This is a genomic window from Amycolatopsis sp. NBC_01488 (assembly GCF_036227105.1).
In the GTDB taxonomy this organism is placed as follows: domain Bacteria; phylum Actinomycetota; class Actinomycetes; order Mycobacteriales; family Pseudonocardiaceae; genus Amycolatopsis.
The window spans coordinates 4,900,406-4,916,404 of sequence record NZ_CP109434.1 but is presented as its reverse complement, the minus strand read 5'-3'; the positions used below and the strand labels follow the sequence as shown (position 1 = coordinate 4,916,404).

The following is a 15,999-nucleotide window of genomic DNA, read 5'->3' as shown; positions in this document are numbered from 1 at the left end:
GCCGGTCCATGGGCGCCGCCTTCACAAGCCGCGCAGGGTTCGACTCCCTCGGTTGCCACGCGCGATGCTCGGGGCGAGGTCTGTGCGCGGAAAGCGCGCACCGGGCCTCGCCTCGCGGTGTCTCCCGGGGGTCGAACCCCCGGACCCCCGCCAGGGGCAAGCCCCCTGGACCCCCACTGTGGTTGCGTTTCGTTGTCAGCCCACCGGCATGTCACGGCGTCGCAATGCGGCCAGGCCCGCTGCACCCGCCACCAGGGCGATCGCCAGCAGCCAGATCTCCGGTGCCATCGAGAACGTTCCGCCTGGCAGGCGCGGCAAGTGCGAGAACGGCGAGATCCCCAGCACCACGGCGTTCCACCGCAACGCCGACCCCACCAGCGACAGCAACAGGAACGCGCCCAGCAGTCCCCATGCCGCCGCCGCGTAACGCGGCAAGAAGCCGATCAGCAAGGCCGACAGCCCGGCCGGCACCCACACCGCCGGGAGCTGGGCCAGCGCCGCCGGGATCAGCGAAGCACCACTCCCGTAGGCCAACCCCGTTGCCCACCCGGTGAAAGCCAGCAGGACAGCCGAGCCCGCCAACGCGAACGTCAGGTGTGCCAGCGCCCAGCCGATCCGCCCCACCGCCGTCGCCAGCACCGGTTCCACCCGGCCCGCCGTCTCCTCCGCACGCAGCTTCAGCGTCGCCTGCACCGCATATCCCGCCGCGGCCAGGCCGAACAACGTCATCGTCCCGGCCAGGTACGCGTCCGTCACCGCGCCTCCGCCGCCGAGCCGCGCGAACACGTCCGCGACGGCTTTGCTGTCCCGCATCATCTCCGCGACGTTCTGCGCGACCCCGCCCATCAGCAGCCCGACCAGCACCAGGCAGACGGTCCAGACCAGCAGCGTCCCCCGCTGCAGCCGCCAGGCCAGCGCCAACGGCGTCCGCAGGGACGCCCGCGCCGTCGCCCGCCCGAGCCGGGCCGGGAGCAGCGCCGCGCCGAGGTCCCGGCGCGCGGACAGCAGGACCGCCACCGCGAAGAGCGAGCAGGTCGCGAAGATACCCAAGACGAGGACCCACCACTGTTCCCCGGCGAACGGCCGCATCCGGTGCGCCCAGCCGATCGGCGACAGCCACGCGAGCCACCCCGCCGAGCCGCTGTCCCCCGCGGCCCGCAGCAGGAACGCCAGGACCAGCACGCCGATCCCGAGCCCCCGCGCGCCGCTCGCGCCCCACGTCAGCTGCGCGACGACCGCGCCGACGCCGGCGAACACCCAGCCCGCCAAGGAAAACCCGAGCCCCAGCGCCAGCGCACCAGCGAAAGGGACGCCCTGCGCGGCGACGCCGAGCCCGACCACCAGGCCGTAGACCAGGCACGCGCCGCACGTGGCGATCACGGCCGCCGCCAGCCCGGCGTGCCGCCCGACGACGGTCGCGCCGGTCAGCTCACGACGGCCCGCCTCCTCCTCCGCACGGGTGTGCCGGACGACCGTGAGCAGCGCGATGAGCCCGACGACGACCGGGACGAACCCGCACTGCCACGCCAGCAGATTGCCCGCCGAAGAGCCGTACAGCGGACCGTTGCGGACGACGAACGTCGCGCTCGAAGCGTTGAGGTCGTAGAAGTGCTGCCGCGACGCCGCGTCCGGGTACGCCGCCTCGATCGACGACAGGTAGCCCATCGGCGCGACGGCCAGGCCGACGATCCACAGCGGCATCAGCAGCCGGTCGCGGCGCAGCACCAGCCGCAGCAGCGACCAGGTCCCGGTCACCGCGCCGCTCCGACCGGCTCGTCGTGGCGGTAGTGGCGCAGGAACAGCTCCTCGAGCGTCGGCGGCCGGCTCACCAGGCTCCGCAGCCCGGCTTCGGCGAGGCGCCGCATCAGGTCGTCCAGCGAAGCCGGGTCGACGGACAGGTGGACGTGCGAGCCGTACGTGCTCAGGTCGTGCACTCCCGGCAGCGCAGCCAGGTCCGAAGGGACGTGCGCGAGCGAGGCGTCGATCGTGATCCGGCCGAGGTGGCGCAGCTCGTCCAGGGTGCCCGACTCGACCGTGCGCCCGGCCCGGATGATCGTGACGCGGTCGCAGAGCGCCTCGACCTCGGACAGGATGTGCGAGGACAGCAGCACGGTCCGGTCGCCGCGTTCCCGCTCCTCCGCGACGACCTGCCGGAAGACCTCCTCCATCAGCGGGTCGAGCCCGGACGTCGGCTCGTCGAGCACCAGCAGCTCCACATCGGACGCGAGCGCCGCGACCAGCGCGACCTTCTGCCGGTTGCCCTTCGAGTACGTCCGGCCCTTCTTGCGCGGGTCGAGGTCGAAGCGCTCGACGAGTTCGGCGCGCCGTTCGACGTCGAGGCCGCCGCGCAGCCTGCCGAGCAGGTCGATGACCTCGCCGCCGGTCAGGTTGGGCCAGAGCGTGACGTCGCCCGGCACGTACGCGAGCCGCTTGTGCAGCTCGGTGGCGTCGGTCCAGGGGTCGCCGCCGAGCAGGGTGGCGCGGCCGCCGTCGGCCCGCATCAGCCCCAGCAGGACGCGGATCGTGGTGGTCTTGCCGGCACCGTTCGGCCCGAGGAAGCCGTGCACCTCGCCGGCGTGGACGGTCAGGTCGAGCCCGTCGAGGGCTTTCGCCGCACCGAACGCCTTGGTGAGGCCGTCGGCGGTGATCGCTTCGGCCATGTCATTCCTTCCGTCGGTAGGCGGCCAGCGCTTCGCGGGCCTTTTCGAGGACTTCGGGGCCCGCGAGCGGGTTCAGGAACAGGTGCCCGGCGGCGAGCGACATCCGCAGCATCGCCTCGTGCGTGCCCGGCTCCTCGCCGAGCGCGCGGGCGACGTGGTCCTGCAGGATCATCAGCCCGCCGGTCATCGCGGCGAGCGCGGCGGCGACGCCCCGCGGGTCGGGCAGCTCCATGCCTTGCTCGCGGAAGTAGCGTTCGGTGCCGTCGACGATCTCGACGAACTGCGCCGCGGCGGCCTCGGAGCCGTCGATCATCGCGCGGCCCAGGTACCGCCGGAAGAGCAGCTGGCGGGCGTCGAACGTCGGGAGGAACCCCGGGTCCGCGACCCCCTTCGCCAGCACGTCCTCCTTGAAGCGGAGGAGCTCGTCGAAGACGTAGGTGTCGCAGGCCTCGCGCAGGCCGTCCTTGGAGCCGAAGTGGTGCCGGATCAGGCCGCCCGAGACCCCTGCGGCCTCGGCGATGTCGAGGATCGACGTCTTTTCCATGCCGCGCTCGGTGAACAGCGTGATGGCGGCGTCCCGGATCCGGGCCCGCGCGGTGAGGTCTTCGGTGGTCATCCTGGTCCTATACGTTCATATAGTTGACTACATCGAAATGTAGTCTCCTATACGTGCGTATAGCAAGAGTGGACGGATCACCCCTCCAAGTCACATCAGGTTGCCGCCCAACCGGTGATCCGATTAGGCCATTCGGCCCGCAACCAATTGCGGTCGATGGGCTAACTGTCTGATTGCTGACGAAGATCTCACGTTGTCTACTTCACGGACGCATCTCTTCACGAAGGGTCGTTCTCAGTGACAACGCACAGATCGCGCTGGAGACGGCGGGCCGGGATCACCGTCCTCGCCACCGCTCTCGGCGCTTCCGTCCTCGGCATCGCCGTTCCCGTGGCGTCCGCCCAGCTGGCCCCGCCGACCTCGGGCGCGGCCGACGGCAAGACCCTCGACGAGCACGACCGCGCACTCGTCGCCGAAGCCGAGAAGGCCGGGAAGCCGGACGTCACGCTGCTGATCGCGGCGGAGAAGGGCCAGACCGGCGCCGCTGTCGACGAGCTCAAAGCGCTCGGCGGCGTCGTCCAGTCCACCGACGCCAAGCTCGACTACGTCAAGGTCACCATCCCGCCCGAGAAGGCGGAGAAGGCCGCGAAGCTCAAGTCGGTCGAGGCCGTCGACGTCGACGGCCTCGTCTACCGCGACGACCCGAAGCCCGACGGCGCGATCACCCCGCTGCCGCAGCCGGCCCCGGGCAAGGACACCCCGCGCGTCAACCCGTACCTGCCCACCGGCGACACCTACGCGGCGCAGTTCGGCCAGGTCCTGCCCAACTGGGACGGCAAGGACGCCACCGTCGCGGTGCTCGACTCGGGCGTCGACCTCGACACCCCCGCGCTGGCGACCACCAGCCACGGCGAACGCAAGATCGTCGACTGGTACGACGCCAACGCCACCAACTCCGGTGACGGCACCTGGGTCAAGCAGTCCACCCAGACCTACACCGGCACCTTCACCGCCAACGGGAAGAGCTGGACGGCGCCGGCGACCGGCGGCCCGTACACCTTCGGCGTGTTCAGCGAGACCGCGGGCGACCTGGGCGCCGCGGACAGCGAGACCGGCGGTGACGTCAACCGCGACGGTGACCGCGCCGACTCCTGGGGCGTGCTGCTCGACAGCGTGACCAAGGAGGTCCGCGTCGACCTCAACGGCAACGGCGACTTCACCGACGAAAAGCCGATGACCGACTACAACAAGAAGTACGACGTCGGCTACTTCGGCACCGACAACCCGGCGACCGACATCGCCGAGCGGATGGCCTTCGTCGTCCAGACCGACAAGCCGGGCTACGTCGGCATCGGGATCGCCGGCGCCGAGCACGGCTCGCACGTCGCGGGCATCGCCACCGGCAACGACCTGTTCGGCGGCAAGATGGACGGCGCGGCCCCGGGCGCGAAGGTCCTGGCGGTCAAGGTCTGCCTCACCGGCAGCGCCTGCACGTCCAGCGGCCTGATCGACGGGGTCGTCTACGCCGCCAGCCACGGCGCCGACGTCATCAACATCTCGATCGGCGGCCTGCCGGCGCTCAACGACGGCAACAACGCCCGGGCGGAGCTCTACAACCGCACGATCGCCGAGTACAACGTCCAGATCTTCATCTCGGCGGGCAACAGCGGCGCCGGGGCGAACACCGTCGGCGACCCGTCGGTGGCCACGGACGCGATCTCGGTCGGCTCCTACATCACCAAGGAGACCTGGCTCGCGGACTACGGCTCGAAGACGCAGAACGCCGAGTCACTGCACCCGTTCTCCTCGCGCGGCCCGCGTGAGGACGGCGGCTTCAAGCCGGACATCGTCGCGCCCGGCGCGGCGATCTCGACCACCCCGCGGTGGGAGTCCCCGAGTCCGGTACCCGGCACCTACAGCCTGCCCGCCGGCTACGCGATGCTGCAGGGCACGTCGATGGCGGCGCCGCAGGCGACCGGCGCGGCCGCGCTGCTGGTGAGCGCGTACAAGGCGACGCACAACGGGCAGCGGCCGCCGGTGGCGCAGCTGCGTTCGGCGATCAAGTCGACCGCCCGGTTCGTGCCGGGCATCGGCGCGTACGCCCAGGGGGCGGGCCTGTTCAACGTGCCCGCCGCGTTCGTCGCGCTGTCGCTCAACCCGAAGCCGGACGCCGTTTCGACGTCGGTCGAGGTGCACACCGCGCTGTCGGGCCTGCTGGCCACCCCGAACACCGGCGTGGGCATCCACGACCGCGAGGGCGTGACCACGGGCAAGGCCTACACCCGCACGTACACGATCACCCGCACCACGGGTTCGGCGCACCCCGTGCCGTACTTCGCGCGGTGGACCGGGAACGACGGGACGTTCTCCTCGGCGTCGACGGTGGTGTTGCCGCTGAACACGCCGGTGAAGTTCGACGTCAAGGTGAACCCGAAGAACGCGGGCGTCCACTCGGCGCTGCTGTACCTGGACAACCCGCTGACCGTCGGCATCGACGTGCAGACCCTCAACACGGTCTTCGCGCCGCAGGAGTTCACCGCCGACAAGGGCTTCCAGGTCGACGTGGCCGGCAAGATCGCCCGCAACCAGGCGACCAGCTACTTCGTGCGGGTGCCGCAGGGCGCCAGTGCGCTGAAGGTGGACCTGGACGCCGGCGGCGGCGCCCCGGGCAAGGGCCAGGTGCGGTTCCTGCGCTACGACCCGACCGGCGTGCCGGCCGAGGCGAGCACGGCCACCACGTCCTGCTACCTGCCCGACGCGGGTGCGGGCTGCCCCGGCGGCACGCCGACCAGCCGGACCTTCGCCAACCCGCTGCCGGGTGTGTGGGAGATCGTCGTCGAGGCGCGCCGGACGTCCGATGTGGACAATGCCGCGTACAAGCTGTCGGCTTCGGTGCTGGGCACGGCGATCTCGCCGAACCCGGACACCATCGCCTCGGCCACGCTGAACACGCCGATCGCGCGGTCCTACACCGTGACGAACACGCTCGGCGCGTTCACCGGCAAGCTGGCGGGCGCCACGCTCGGCAGCGCCAAGACGCTGCGGCCGTCGATCGCCGAAGGCACGCAGCAGCAGTACCAGATCGCGGTGACGCCGGGCTCGACGTCGCTGACCGCCACGATCGGCAGCCCCGCGGTCGTGGGCACCGACCTCGACCTGGTGCTGTACAACTGCACGACCGGTTCCTGCGTCCAGGCGGGGATCAGCGCGGACGGTGACTCCGAGGAGTCGGTGACCGTGCCGAACCCGGCGCCCGGGGTCTGGGTCGCGCTCGTCGACGGGTACGCCGTGCCCGGTGGCGCCCCCACCGCGTACGACTACCTCGACGTGTTCACCAACCCGGCGTTCGGTTCGGTCGCGGTGACCGAGGCGAACGCGGCGCGGGCGTCGGGCAGCTCGTGGACGGTGCCGGCGACGGTGACGGCCACCACCGCCCCCGCGGCGGGCCGGACCCTGCGCGGTCAGCTGACCGTGCAGACCGACACGGGCGTGCCGGTCGGCAGCTCGCTGGTGCAGATCAGCTCGGTGAGCTAAGTCGATTCAGCGGAAGCCGCCCCGGGTCCGCCCGGGGCGGCTTTCCCTTGCCCGGCCTAGGCTTCCTGGGCACGGGTCACGAACGGCGCGGGGTCGGCCAGGACGCGGTGCACGACCCGGCCCGCCGCCCCCAGCGTCGCGGCGTCGCCGCCCAGCCGGGACGCGGACAGCACCGGCGGCGTGCCGCGCAGGCCGCCGAGCCGCGCGGACAGCACCTCCGACACCGGGCCGGACAGCCACGGGTACAGCTGGGTGAACACCCCGCCCAGCACGATGCGGTCCAGGTCCAGCAGGTTCACCGCCGACGTCAGCGCGATGCCGAGCGCGCGCCCGGCCGCCGCGCACGCATCCAGCGCCACGGCGTCGCCGCGCTCCAAAGCGGTGACCAGGGCGGACAGCGTGGGTGCGTTTCCCGCGGCCAGCAACGCTTCCTGCCCCGCGTACGTCTCCAGGCAGCCGCTGCCGCCGCACCGGCAGCGCGGGCCCTCGGGCGCCACGACGACGTGGCCCAGCTCGCCGGCCAGCCCGCGGGCGCCGGAGAACAGCTCGCCGTTCACGACCAGGCCCGCGCCGATGCCGACTTCGCCCGACACGTAGAGGAAGTCGCGCTCGCCGTCGCCGAACCAGAGTTCGCCCAGCGCCGCGAGATTGGCCTCGTTGTCCAGCTCCACCGGGATGGGCAGGCGCAGCAGATCGGCCGGGCGGACGTCCTGCCAGCCGAGGTTGGGGGCGCTGAACAGCACGCCGTCGCCGACCGGGCCGGACACCGCCAGCACCGCGCCCGCGGCCGCCAACCCGAGCCGGTGCGTCTCGGTCAGCGCCTCGGCCGCCAGCGCCTGCAGCTCGGCGAGCACCTTCTTCGGCCGTGAGCCGCGGTTGTCGCGCTCGCGGCGCGCGGCGAAGCGGACCTCGCCGGTGAGGTCGAGGACGCGCGCCGCGAGGTAGTCGACGTTGATCTCCAGCCCCAGCGACGCCACGCGTGCGCCGCTGAGCACGACGTCCACGCCCGGCCGGCCGCGTTCGCCGGCCCGCGCGGGCCCGGTCTCGGCCAGCAGGCCCGCGTCCACGAGGTCGCCGACGAGCTTGCTGACCGTGGACTTCGTCAGGCCGGTGCGCTCGGCGAGCGCCGCCCTGGTCAGCGGGCCGCCGCGGCTGACCGCGCCGAGCACGACCTCGAGGTTGCGGGCACGCATCGAGTCGTGCCGCACGGCCTGGGTCATCGCGTCCTCCCGGGGAGCACCTTAACCGGCCTCTTGACGCGCGGGACCACCCCGGCGCATATTTAGTCTACAACGTGAACTAAATGAAGGGACAGTCATGAGCGACTACGCTCCCCAGCCGGCCGACAAGTTCACCTTCGGCCTCTGGACCGTGGGCTGGCCCGCGAACGACCCGTTCGGGGTCGGGACGCGGCCGCCGCTCGACCCGGTGGAGAGCGTGCACCGGCTGGCGGAGCTGGGCGCCTACGGCGTGACGTTCCACGACGACGACCTCCTGGCCACCGAGCCCGACCGCGACAAGGCGATCGAGGCGTTCCGCAAGGCACTGGCCGAAACCGGGCTCAAGGTGCCGATGGCGACGACGAACCTGTTCACCCACCCGGTGTTCAAGGACGGCGGCCTGACCAGCAACGACCGCGACATCCGGCGCTACGCGCTGCGGAAGGTGCGCCGCAACCTCGACCTCGCGGCCGAGCTGGGCGCCGAGACGTACGTCGTCTGGGGCGGCCGCGAAGGCGCCGAATCCGACGCCGCGAAGGACGTCCGGGCGGCACTGGCCCGCTACAAGGAGGGCCTCGACCTCCTGGCGGACTACGTCGTCGAAAAGGGCTATTCGCTGCGGTTCGCGCTCGAGCCGAAGCCGAACGAGCCGCGCGGCGACATCCTGCTGCCGACGATCGGGCACGCGCTGGGCTTCATCTCGCAGCTCGCGCGGCCCGAGATGTTCGGGCTCAACCCCGAGGTCGGGCACGAGCAGATGGCCGGGCTCAACTTCGTCCACGGCATCTCACAGGCGCTGTGGCAGGGCAAGCTGTTCCACATCGACCTCAACGGCCAGCACGGCCCGAAGTACGACCAGGACCTGATCTTCGGCCACGGCGACGTGAAGAGCGCGTTCTTCCTGGTCGACCTGCTGGAGAACGCCGGCTACGACGGCCCGCGGCACTTCGACTACAAGCCGATGCGCACGGAGGACCCGTCGGACGTGTGGGTGTCCGCGGCGGCGAACATGCGGACGTACCTGATCCTCAAGGAGAAGGCGGCCGCGTTCCGCGCCGACCCGGAGGTCGCGGAGGCACTGGCGGCGTCCCGCGTCCCGGAGCTGTCGACGCCGACGCTGGCCCCCGGCGAGTCGTTCGACGACCTGCTGAACGACGACTTCGACCTCGACGCGGCGGCCGCGCGCGGCTACCACTTCACCCGCCTGAACCAGCTGGCCCTGGAGCACCTCTTCGGCGTCCGCTGACGGTCATGAAGGGCACCCTCATGGCTCTTGCGTCCAGGAGGGTGCCCTTCATGGCCCTATTCGGTACGGATAGCCGCCAGCAACAAGTCCTTGACTTCGGTGGCGTGGATCTTTTCGCGGGCGAGCGACGGCTCCGAGCACAGCAGCACCGGCCCGTCCTCGGGCGAGTCGGGCAGCCGCCCGTGACTGCCCTTCACCGGCGCGGGGTCGAGCGGGACGACCTGCATCGAGTACCGCAGGCCGAGCTTCTTGCGGACCAACGCCGACGCCGCCTTCAGCTTCACCGCCGGGTCGTTCGGGTCGAAGAACAGCTCGGCCGGGTCGTAACCGGGCTTGCGGTGGATCTCGACGGTCTTCGCGAAGTCCGGCGCGCGGTCGTCGCTGAGCCAGTAGTAGTACGTGAACCAGGCGTCCGGCTCGGCGATCGCGACCAGCTCGCCGGCTCGCTCGTGGTCGATCCCGATGCCCGCCTGCCCGTCGCGGTCGAGCACGGCGTCCACTCCGGACAGTGCGGCCACGATGTCCCGCACGCGCGGGATGTCCGCCGGGTCGGCGACGTAGACGTGCGCGACCTGGTGGTCGGCCACCGCGAACGCCCGCGACGTCCACGGGTCGAGGTACTCCATGCCCGCCTGGACGTACACGTTGAGCAGGCCCTCGCGACGCAGTGCCCGGTTGATGTCGACGGGACGGCTCGCGTTCGTGATGCCGTACTCCGAGAGCGCGACGACGGTGTGCCCGCCCGCGGCCGCTTGGTCCAGCAGCGGCTTCAAGGCGTCGTCGATCTCCCGCGCGGCGGCCGCGGCCTGGGGCGCGTCCGGGCCGAAGCGCTGGAGGTCGTAGTCCAGGTGCGGGAGGTAGACGAGCGTGGTGTCGGGCTGGTCCTCGGCCATGATCTTCTGCGCGGCCGCGATGATCCACTTCGACGACGTGATCGCCGCCGTCGGACCCCAGTACGTGAACAGCGGGAACTCGCCGAGCGCGCCGACGAGCCGGTCGTGCAGCTGGGGCGGATGGGTGTAGGCGTCCGGGGACTTCTTGCCGTCGGCGTGGTAGATCGGCCGCGGGGTGACGGTGAGGTCGACGTCCATGCCCATCGCGTACCACCAGCAGACGTTGGCCACCTTGTGCCCGGCCTGCGCGCGGCGGGCGGCGTCCCAGAACTTGTCGCCCTGCACCAGCCTGTTGTGCTGCCGCCACAAGAAGATTTCGCCGAGGTCGCGGAAGTACCAGCCGTTGCCGACGATGCCGTGCCCGGCCGGCTGCAGGCCGGTGAGGAACGTCGACTGCACCGAGCACGTGACCGCCGGGAACACGGTGTCGAGCTGCGCGGTGAAGCCGGGTTCGGCCATCTTGCGCAGGTTCGGCATGTGCGGGAGCAGCCGCGGCGTCAGCCCGACGACGTCGAGGACCAGCAAGCTCATTTCGCAACCTCTTCCAGGCCCAGGGTGATCAGTTCTCGCCGGGTCCAGTCCAGCTCGGCCGCGATGCCCGCGACCAGCCCGGCGTCGTCGGCGGGTGCGTCCGGGAGCACCTGCCACGTGTAGGTCTCGACCTCGACGTGGTCGGTGCGCGCGGTCGCGCCGCCGAACAGCTCGGCGAGCGTCCCGGCCAGCACCGGCCGGGTCGACGTCAGCGGCGGCGCCGGGTCGGCGTGCAGCGGCACGTGGAAGTGCACCCGCCACGGCGCGTCCCCGGGCAGGCCACCGGCGAGCGCCAGGTCGAGGTCGTCGGCGCCCGGTGGCGCACTTTCGTTGCTCTGGTGGAGGAATCGCGGTTCCACAAAGGACTCCAACGCCCGGCGAGTCGCGGGATCGTTCGGCAAAGCAGCTTCCAGCGCGGCCGACGCCTGCAGCTTGACGACGTCCAGCCCGGCGGCTTCGAGCCGTCCGAGCGCGGCGGCCGGGTCCTCGAACCCGACCGCGAGGTGGCACGTGTCGAGGCAGACGCCCAGCCAGTCCTTGTCCACTTCGGACAGCAAAGCCGCGGCCTGTGCGGTCGTCTCGATGACGCAGCCGGGTTCCGGCTCGAACGCCACCCGCACCGGACGGTCCTGCGCCGCCAATCCCTTGGCGAGCACTTCGAGCTGGCCACGGTCGTCCCGCCATTCCGTGCGCCAGCCGAGCGGGAGGGTCGAGACGCTGCCGCGCACGGCGTCGTCCGGCAGCAGCTCGGCGAGCAACCCGGCCAGGTCGAGGGTGTACCGCGTCCGCTCGGGCGTCGACCAGTCCGGCCGGTAGACCTTGTGCTTGACGACCGGGTCGTGGAACCCCTGGTACGGGAACCCGTTGAGGGTGACGACCTCGAGGCCGCGGGTGGCCAGTTCGCTGCGCAGCCGGGCGATCGCGGCCGGGTTCGCCACCAGCTCCGAGGCCACCGGCCGGGCCAGCCACAGGCCGAGCCCGAGGCGGTCGACGCCCAGGCGGTCCCGCACCGGCTCGCCGAAGCGGGCCAGCTGGGCGAGCACGCCGCCGAGGTCCTCGGCCTGGTGGACGTTGGTGCAGTAGGCGAGGTGGACGAGCGTGCCGTCGGGGTGCCGGAACCTCACTTGCGCGCACCCCGCAGGATCGAGTTGCCCGCGAACTCGGCGTCCACGGTGTCGGATGCCAGGGAAAGCCGCCCGCTCTGGCCGTAGAACTCGACGGGGTTGCGCCACAGCACCTGGTCGACGTCGTCCTCGGTGAACCCCGCGGCGAGCATCGCGTCACCGGTCTTGCGGGTCTTGAGCGGATCGCTCTTGCCCCAGTCGGCGGCCGAGTTCACCAGCACCTTCTCGGTGCCGTACTCGCGAAGGATCGCGACCATCCGGTCCTCGTCCATCTTCGTGTCCGGATAGATCGAGAAGCCCATCCAGGAGCCCGAATCCTTGACCACGGCGACGGTCACCTCGTTGAGGTGGTCGAGCACCACGCGCTCGGGCGCGATCCCCGACTCGCGGACCACGGCGATGCTGCGCTCGGTCCCGGCGGCCTTGTCGCGGTGCGGCGTGTGCACCATCGCCGGGAGGTCGTGGTCGATGGCGAGGGCGAGCTGCGCGGCGAACGCCTTGTCCTCCTCGGCGGTCATCGAGTCGTAGCCGATCTCGCCGACCGCGACGACGCCGTCCTTCTCCAGGTAGCGCGACAGCAGGTCGAGCACCGGCACGCAGCGCGGATCGTTGGCCTCCTTGGGGTTGAGCGCGATCGTGCAGTGGTGGGCGATGCCGAACTGGCTCGCGCGGAACGGCTCCCAGCCGACGAGCGCGTCGAAGTAGTCGGTGAAGCTGCCGACGTTCGTGCGCGGCTGGCCCAGCCAGAACGCCGGTTCGACGAGCGCGCGGACGCCGGCGGCGTGCATGGCCGCGTAGTCGTCGGTGGTCCGGGAGCTCATGTGGATGTGGGGATCGAAGATGCGCATCAGGCGTCCTGTTCGGTCAGCAGCGGGAGGAGGTCGGCGGGCACGTCGCGGCCCGCGGCGGTGCGCTCGGCGGCGAACGACCGCATCATCCGCACCAGCTCCTCGTCGGTCCGGCGGTCCAGCCCGGCGACCTCGGCCAGCGGGATGCCCATGAAGACGCACTTGAGGACGCCATGGCGGTACGCGGAGTCGGCCAGGTGCGTGGCGGCGTACTCCCCCATGGCCGCGGTGACGAGCCGGGGGTCGTTGGTCCGCAAGGCGTCCGCCACGAGGTCCAGCCCCGCGTCGCCGGTGTCCACAACGGACAGTCCACGCAGGACCGCCCGCTTCTCGGCGGCGTCGCCGTACCGGTAGAGGTCCGGCAGCTCCGCGGCCGCGTCGGGCGCGGCCTGGAGCAGCCGGACCCGGGCGACGTCGTCGACCGTCCAGCCCGGCGTTTCCGACGGGCCCCGGCCAACCCGGCGGCCGACGCCCGGGAACAGCGTGCGCAACACCGACGCGTCGTGGGCGACGTCGTGCAGTGCCTTTTCCAGCCAGGCGTTCACGCGGTCACCGCCCTGCGCAGGAACTCCAGGGACGCACGGGCGATCCGCGGGGCTGCGTGGCTGTCCCGCGGCAGTTCCACCGCGACCAGCCCGGTGTACGGCGACAGCGCTTCCAGCACCGGCGGGAAGTCGATCTCCCCCTGGCCGAACTCCAGGTGCTCGTGGGTGCCCCGGCGCATGTCGTCGATCTGGACGTTCACCAACCGCGGCAGCGCGCGACGCACGCAGTCGGGCACGGACGCGGACTCGGTGCAGCGGCAGTGCCCGATGTCCAGCGTCAGCCCGAACCGCTCCGGGTCGCCCAGGCGCCGGGCCAGCTCGAAGTAGCCGTCGAGATCCTCGACGAGCATCCCCGGCTCCGGCTCGAAGCCGAGCTTGACGTCGTGCTCGTCGGCCGCCTTGAGCACCTCCGCACAGCCGTCGGCCAGACGTGTCCAGGCGTCCTCGGCGGGGAGACCGGCGGGCTTGTTCCCGCTCCAGAACGACACGGCTTCCGCGCCGAGGTCCGCGGCGATCTCGACCGCGCGGGTCAGGAACGCCACGCGCACGGCCCGGTCGGGGTCGAGGAACGTCGGCGAGTGCTTGCGCCACGGGTCCAGCAGGAACCGCGCGCCGGTCTCGATCACCACGGCCAGCCCGAGCCGGTCCAGCTCGGCGGCCAGCGCGGCGACGCGGCTCGCCAGGTCCGGCCCGAACGGATCGAGGTGCTGGTGGTCCAGCGTCAAAGCGACCCCGTCGTAGCCGAGGTCGGCGAGGACGTGCAGGGCGTCGCCGAGGCGGTGGTTGGCGAAGCCGTTGGTGCCGTACCCGAACCTCATGTCGGCGACACCTTCCGGCTCAGCGCCCGCGCGATCGGGAACGCGGCGGCGACGGCCAGCGCCGAGCGCCACGCGCCGGTCCGGGCGATCAGCCCGGCCTGCAGCGGGATCATGCCGTGGATGCCCGCGCCGACCGCGCGCCGGATCTTCGGCGCGGCCGGGTCGCGGACGGCGTCGTACTGCGCCCGCCCGGTCGTCGCCACGTACGTCCCGAGCAGCGCCGAGGCCAGCGGCCCGACGCGGCCGGCGGCGACGCGCACCCCGGCCGTCGCGGCGAGGGTGGCCGCCGGGAGAGCGGGCTTGGCACCGTCCACTTCGGACCTTGACAACGTCGTCACCGCGTAGGTGTGGGCCCCGACGGTCAGCGCGGCCGGCAGGGCCGCCCGGGCCCCGCCCCCGCCGAGCAGCACGTCGAGTGCCCGGGCCGCGGCCATCGCGGCCGGGCCGAACACGGTCTCCTTGAGCACGAAGTCGTACGCCCAGACCGTCGCGGCCAGCGGGAGCGCGACGCGCAGGGCCCGCTTGCCACCCGCCGCCGCGGCGATGCCCAGCCCGCCCGCGGTCAGCCCGGTCGCGACGCCGAGCGCGGTCTCCGGCCTGACCCGGCCGGACGGGATCGGCCGCTCGGGCCGTTCCATCGCGTCGAGGTGGCGGTCGGCGTAGTCGTTGAGCGCCATGCCCGCCCAGTAGATGCAGACGGACGCGCCGGTCAGCGCCAGCGTGCGGCGGCCGAAGGGCCACCCCGACGCGGCGGCCCCGGCGACGGCGTCCCCGGGCACGGTCAGCGCGGCGGGCGCGCGGACGAGTTCGACGAGCGCCTTCACCGGTTCGCCCACTCACGCAGGGCCGCGTACTGCGACGCGAGGTCGTGCGGGCCCTCGCCGACGGGATCCTTGAAGAAGAACCCGAACTCGGCCACCGGCCCGGCGACGCCGTCGCGGCACGCCTTGGCGGTCAGCCGGGCGAGGTCGAGCACCAGCGGCGCGGCGAGCGCGGAGTCGCAGCCCTGCCAGGTGAGCTGCAGCGTCATGCGCGCGCCGAGGAACCCCTCGAACAGCACGTGGTCCCAGGCGGTCTTCCAGTCGCCGAGCGCCGGGACGTAGTCGATGTGCACCTCGCCGTCGACGTCCCGGCCGAGGTTCTGCGACAGCACCTGCTGCTTCGACGCGTTCTTGCTGGACGCCGCACCGGGGTCGGCGAGCGTGGCGCCGTCGCCGCCGCCGAGCAGGTTCGTGCCCGACCAGGACAAGACGTTCAGCGCGCGCTGGGCGAACATCGGCGCGAGCACCGAGCGCAGCAGCGTCTCGCCGGTCTTGCCGTCGCGGCCCGCGTACGGCTGCCCGGTCGTGCGGGCCAGCTCGTCGAGGGCGGGCAGCCGCGCGCCCGTGGACGGGGTGAAGTCGACAAAGCCACAGCCCGCGCGGAAGGCGGCGTAGGCGTACAACGCGCTGGGCGGCAGGACGCCCAGGTCCGCTTCCAGCGCGGCCAGGGATTCGTGCGCCGGGTGCGGTTCGCACGGTGGTTCGGTGGACGAGACGTTGAGGACGACGACGTGGTCCAGGCCCTCGCCGAACGCCGTCAGGTCGGCGACGATCCGGTCGGCCGCCGCCCGGCCGCCCCCGGACGGGGCCGGGCGCAGCCGGGCTTCGGTGGCTTCCAGCTCCGCGCTGATCGGGCCCGGCAGGGTCGAGGGCAGCACGCCCGCCGCGACCAGCTGCTCGGCCCGCTTGACCAGCCGTGTGTCGACGACGTCGTGGCCGCCGAAGACCAGGTCCCCCAGCCCGGGCAGCGGCGCCCCGGCGAAGTCCGGCAGCTCGGTCACGCACCCCGTGGGCGGCGCCAGTCCCGCCCGCATCGCGGCGGCCCCGGCGACGGCCGTCGTGGCCACCGACCCCCGGGCGCCGATCAACCAGACACCGATCTTCCCCATGACTTCCTCCAGTTCGCCGGATTCAGCCCGCGCCGATCGCCCCCGACCGGACGCGGGTCGGGACCCCGCTCACCGCGGCGCGCTCCGCCACCAC

General features: G+C 72.3%; 13 protein-coding genes. 2 read left to right on the top strand and 11 right to left on the bottom strand.

The window, feature by feature from the left end:
• Nucleotides 1-195: 195 nt before the first annotated feature.
• Genes OG738_RS23725 through OG738_RS23715 form a run of 3 tightly spaced genes read right to left on the bottom strand, consistent with a single transcriptional unit; the run spans nt 196 to nt 3,276 of the window.
• Nucleotides 196-1,755: an ABC transporter permease gene (locus tag OG738_RS23725; protein WP_329044178.1), complete on the bottom strand. Its 1,560-nt coding sequence runs from the start codon at nt 1,753-1,755 to the stop codon at nt 196-198.
• Nucleotides 1,752-2,660, bottom strand: a complete 909-nt coding sequence (locus OG738_RS23720) for an ABC transporter ATP-binding protein (RefSeq protein WP_329044177.1) — start codon at nt 2,658-2,660, stop codon at nt 1,752-1,754. The genes OG738_RS23725 and OG738_RS23720 overlap by 4 nt, the downstream gene beginning before the upstream one ends.
• 1 nt (nt 2,661) lies before the next feature.
• The gene (locus tag OG738_RS23715) at nt 2,662-3,276 is read right to left on the bottom strand and encodes a TetR/AcrR family transcriptional regulator (protein WP_329044175.1); all 615 of its coding nucleotides are present in this window, start codon (nt 3,274-3,276) and stop codon (nt 2,662-2,664) included.
• A 237-nt stretch (nt 3,277-3,513) separates the two neighbouring features.
• On the opposite strand from OG738_RS23715, the gene OG738_RS23710 reads away from it, so the two are divergent.
• Nucleotides 3,514-6,750: a S8 family serine peptidase gene (locus OG738_RS23710; RefSeq protein WP_329044174.1), complete on the top strand. Its 3,237-nt coding sequence runs from the start codon at nt 3,514-3,516 to the stop codon at nt 6,748-6,750.
• A gap of 56 nt (nt 6,751-6,806) precedes the next feature.
• On the opposite strand, the gene OG738_RS23705 is transcribed toward OG738_RS23710, so the two are convergent.
• Nucleotides 6,807-7,970: an ROK family transcriptional regulator gene (locus tag OG738_RS23705; protein WP_329044172.1), complete on the bottom strand. Its 1,164-nt coding sequence runs from the start codon at nt 7,968-7,970 to the stop codon at nt 6,807-6,809.
• Between the two features lie 97 nt (nt 7,971-8,067).
• Here OG738_RS23705 and xylA point away from each other — a divergent pair, with 97 nt between their 5' ends.
• Nucleotides 8,068-9,216, top strand: coding sequence for a xylose isomerase (xylA, locus tag OG738_RS23700; protein WP_329044171.1), 1,149 nt, complete (start codon nt 8,068-8,070; stop codon nt 9,214-9,216).
• 56 nt (nt 9,217-9,272) lie between these two features.
• On the opposite strand, the gene OG738_RS23695 is transcribed toward xylA, so the two are convergent.
• From OG738_RS23695 to OG738_RS23665, 7 genes are read right to left on the bottom strand one after another with little or no spacing between them, the layout of a single operon-like run.
• Entirely contained in the window at nt 9,273-10,640 is a 1,368-nt protein-coding gene (locus tag OG738_RS23695) for a nucleotide pyrophosphatase/phosphodiesterase family protein (RefSeq protein ID WP_329044170.1), read from the bottom strand.
• On the bottom strand, nt 10,637-11,764 hold the full coding sequence (eboE, locus tag OG738_RS23690) for a metabolite traffic protein EboE (RefSeq protein ID WP_329044169.1): 1,128 nt from the start codon (nt 11,762-11,764) through the stop codon (nt 10,637-10,639). The genes OG738_RS23695 and eboE overlap by 4 nt, the downstream gene beginning before the upstream one ends.
• Nucleotides 11,761-12,612: a TatD family hydrolase gene (locus tag OG738_RS23685; protein WP_329044167.1), complete on the bottom strand. Its 852-nt coding sequence runs from the start codon at nt 12,610-12,612 to the stop codon at nt 11,761-11,763. The genes eboE and OG738_RS23685 overlap by 4 nt, the downstream gene beginning before the upstream one ends.
• On the bottom strand, nt 12,612-13,157 hold the full coding sequence (locus tag OG738_RS23680) for an EboA domain-containing protein (RefSeq protein ID WP_329044166.1): 546 nt from the start codon (nt 13,155-13,157) through the stop codon (nt 12,612-12,614). Before OG738_RS23680 ends, OG738_RS23685 begins: the two co-directional genes overlap by 1 nt.
• Entirely contained in the window at nt 13,154-13,975 is an 822-nt protein-coding gene (locus OG738_RS23675) for a sugar phosphate isomerase/epimerase family protein (protein WP_329044165.1), read from the bottom strand. Before OG738_RS23675 ends, OG738_RS23680 begins: the two co-directional genes overlap by 4 nt.
• On the bottom strand, nt 13,972-14,799 hold the full coding sequence (locus tag OG738_RS23670; RefSeq protein ID WP_329056810.1) for an SCO3242 family prenyltransferase: 828 nt from the start codon (nt 14,797-14,799) through the stop codon (nt 13,972-13,974). Before OG738_RS23670 ends, OG738_RS23675 begins: the two co-directional genes overlap by 4 nt.
• A complete protein-coding gene (locus tag OG738_RS23665; RefSeq protein ID WP_329044164.1) occupies nt 14,796-15,905 on the bottom strand; it encodes an inositol-3-phosphate synthase in 1,110 nt (369 codons plus the stop codon). The genes OG738_RS23670 and OG738_RS23665 overlap by 4 nt, the downstream gene beginning before the upstream one ends.
• Nucleotides 15,906-15,999: the final 94 nt, after the last annotated feature.